At 43.4% G+C, this 3,068-nt stretch carries 2 protein-coding genes; one reads left to right on the top strand and one right to left on the bottom strand.

Going from position 1 to position 3,068, the window contains the following annotated elements; all coding sequences use genetic code 11:
- Positions 1–239: 239 nt before the first annotated feature.
- Positions 240–932, top strand: a complete 693-nt coding sequence (locus tag QZZ43_RS04590; RefSeq protein ID WP_291856706.1) for a YjjG family noncanonical pyrimidine nucleotidase — start codon at positions 240–242, stop codon at positions 930–932.
- 21 nt (positions 933–953) lie between these two features.
- Here QZZ43_RS04590 and dnaB read toward each other — a convergent pair whose 3' ends face one another.
- A complete protein-coding gene (gene dnaB, locus QZZ43_RS04595) occupies positions 954–2,534 on the bottom strand; it encodes a replicative DNA helicase (RefSeq protein WP_291856709.1) in 1,581 nt (526 codons plus the stop codon).
- Positions 2,535–3,068: the final 534 nt, after the last annotated feature.

A 3,068-nucleotide genomic window follows, 5' to 3' on the forward strand; every position in this document is an offset into this window, starting at 1 on the left:
GGTTCTTTGTTCCCAAAATTTTCGTAACAGGAAAATTTTTAGTCCTCACTAACAAGGGCTTAACTCCGGTTAAAAAATCCCCTGCACCTCGAACTTGACAAAAACACCTATTTTCAGAGCAGACTCAAAACTGGCTGATAGATTTTTGAAAAACATCAATGTCCTATTGAAATAAAAAATACAGGACATGGGCCCCTCAGAAAATTTCTGCTGGGGCCTGCATTTTTAAACTAAGACATATGCGATACAAACACCTGTTTTTTGACCTGGATCATACCCTCTGGGATTTTCACAACAATCAAATCACCACATTAAAGGGACTTTTTGCAGATTATCAACTCGATCGGTTCTTCCATAATTTCGACGATTTTTTTGAACAATATATGCCCATCAACACTGGATTATGGCACGAATATCAGCATGGTCGCATCCCAAAGAGAGCTGTAAAAGTCGGGCGCTTCCACCAGACATTTTCACAGGCAGGATTCGATGATATTGCGGTGGCCGAAGCTTTTGCCAATGATTTTGTTTCAGAAAATTCTCTGCAAACACAGGTAATACCTCATGCCATGGAAGTGCTGGAGTATCTCAAAAAGAAAAGATACCATCTCTACATCATCACCAACGGCTTTCGGGAAGCCCAACATACCAAAATGGAAAAAAGTGGTTTAACCCCGTTTTTTGAACGCACCTTTATTTCCGAAGACATTGGTGCCAGCAAACCTCATCGCGATTTCTTTGAGTACGCAATTAAAAGCGCCAACGCCCGAAAAGCAGAAAGCCTGGTTATCGGAGACAGCCTGGAGAATGATATAAAAGGTGCCCGGGAATTTGGGGTGGATCAAGTTTTTTTTAATCCTGAGAAAGTCCCGCACGAGGAGAAGGTATCAAAAGAGATTTCATCGCTGAGGGAGTTGATGGAATGGCTGTAGCCCGTCTTATCCCCCCATACACTAAAACGGAGCCTCTTTATCGAATCCGGACGGCGGTGCATCGAACCCGCCACCCCGCTGGGAAGACATACTACGTGATGGCACTGCTTCATCCTCATTCATTTTCGATTTAAAAGTCATAGGTTCAGAGCCTCCGTTACCGGAGTCAAATCCATCACCCGACATGGGTAATCCCTGGAGTTCCGGGTCTTCAAAACGAGCCAGTTCTTTACGGAAACGCAGTCGCACATCGCCGGTGGCACCATTCCGATGTTTGGCAATAATTATTTCGGCCATCCCCTCCAGCGAATAACCTTCATTATCTTCAAACAGACCGTAATACTCGGGACGGTGGATAAACAAAACCATATCCGCATCCTGCTCAATCGCACCCGATTCACGTAGGTCGGCCAACTGCGGTCGTTTACCTTCCAGCCCTGAACGGTTTTCCACTCCACGGTTCAACTGCGAAAGGGCGAGGATTGGAACATCCAACTCCTTAGCCAGACCTTTCAGAGAGCGGGATATCATACTCACCTCCTGTTCACGACTTCCCGGATTCATACCGGATGCACTCATCAACTGCAAATAGTCAATGATGACAATCTTAACATCGTGCTGTTTTTTCAGTCGGCGACATTTTGCCCTTAATTCGAACACCGACAATGCAGGTGTGTCGTCCACAAAAATGGGTGCCCCCATCAATGAATGAATTTTAGAATCGAGCTGTTCCCACTCCTGAGACGACAGGTTTCCATTCTTTATTTTTTCACCGGGAATTTCAGTTTCCGAAATTATAAGACGATTCACCAGCTGAACATTGGCCATCTCAAGCGAGAAGACGGCAACAGGTTGTTGATGCGTGATTGCCATATTCCGGGCCATAGAAAGCACGAACGCTGTTTTTCCCATTGCAGGACGAGCAGCAATAATCACCAGGTCGGACGACTGCCACCCGGAGGTTATCCGGTCGAGTCCTGTAAATCCGGAAGGAACCCCACTTAACCCGTCAGTCCGTTTCCCTGCTTCTTTGATTCTTTCAATCGATTCCTGAATCACAGGGTCAATTTGAGTCACCTCCTTTTTCATGGTCCCCTGCGAAAGCAAATAGAAGCTGTTTTCCGCTTCATCCAGCAGATCATTCACATCCAACGATTCATCATACGAACGTGTCTGAAGGTCGCTGGAGATATGGATCATTTCACGTTGCAAGTATTTCTGCCATATAATTCGCGCATGATACTCAATATGAGCAGCAGAAGCAACGCGGCTGGTAAGTTGGGAAACGTAAAACGCACCACCCACTGCCTCCATTTTATCTATCTTCTTGAGTTCTTCGGTGACCGTAAGAATATCCACCGGTTGCTCATGAAAGAAAAGATTGGAAATTGCCTGGAAAATATGCTGGTGAGCTTCCCGATAAAAACATTCGGGTTTCAGAAGTTCCGATACCGCAATAAAAGCATCTTTTTCTAACAACAAGGCTCCCAGAACGGCTTCCTCAATCTCCACTGCCTGAGGCGGAATTCTTCCCATTTCAGCATCTGCCTGTGCAGGCGTTTTGCGATTGTTGTTGTTTTTGTAATTGCTTTTTTGGGCCATGACCAACTGTTTAATTCTGTTTTGAGGACAATCAACAACATTGACAAATGAAGTCAAACACCTTCTTTGTTAATGTTTTATGGAAAAATACAAGCTCTGAAAAAGAAATTTGGGAAAAGGATAACAAAGTTAGGAAAAATCGCTCTATAACAAAATCCATCCTTTTATCCACCGTCCCCAAAAATCAGGGATGACAGAACACCAGAAACGTCAAAACGGTTCAATAACAGCAGGTAACAAAAAACCAAAAAAAATTTAATCTTATAAATTATTGGTGTCCGGTTAAAAAAATGAGATTGCTTTCCCGAATGCTCGGGAAAGCAATCTCTTAAAAAAATATTTTCTCCGGACAATAGTGCTAAGAAACTAAATATTAATAGTGTCCTAAACATTTTCCAAGAAGGGATTTCATCCCTTAAACCCAGAATTACTTTTTTGTCTTGACACAAAAAAGTAATCAAAAAAAGTCAAGACTGAGCCAGCTTTCGCTCTAAAAACTACGGTTCTTTTATCGTAATCGTCAAAACTCATCTC

It is taken from the genome of Marinilabilia sp. (genome assembly GCF_016278715.1).
Lineage (GTDB): Bacteria > Bacteroidota > Bacteroidia > Bacteroidales > Marinilabiliaceae > Marinilabilia.

Bases quoted from the DNA above. Each gene is read 5' to 3' on its own strand.
- QZZ43_RS04590 (WP_291856706.1), top strand. From the start codon at position 240: ATGCGATACAAACACCTGTTTTTTGACCTGGATCATACCCTCTGGGAT.
- dnaB (WP_291856709.1), bottom strand. From the start codon at position 2,534: ATGGCCCAAAAAAGCAATTACAAAAACAACAACAATCGCAAAACGCCT.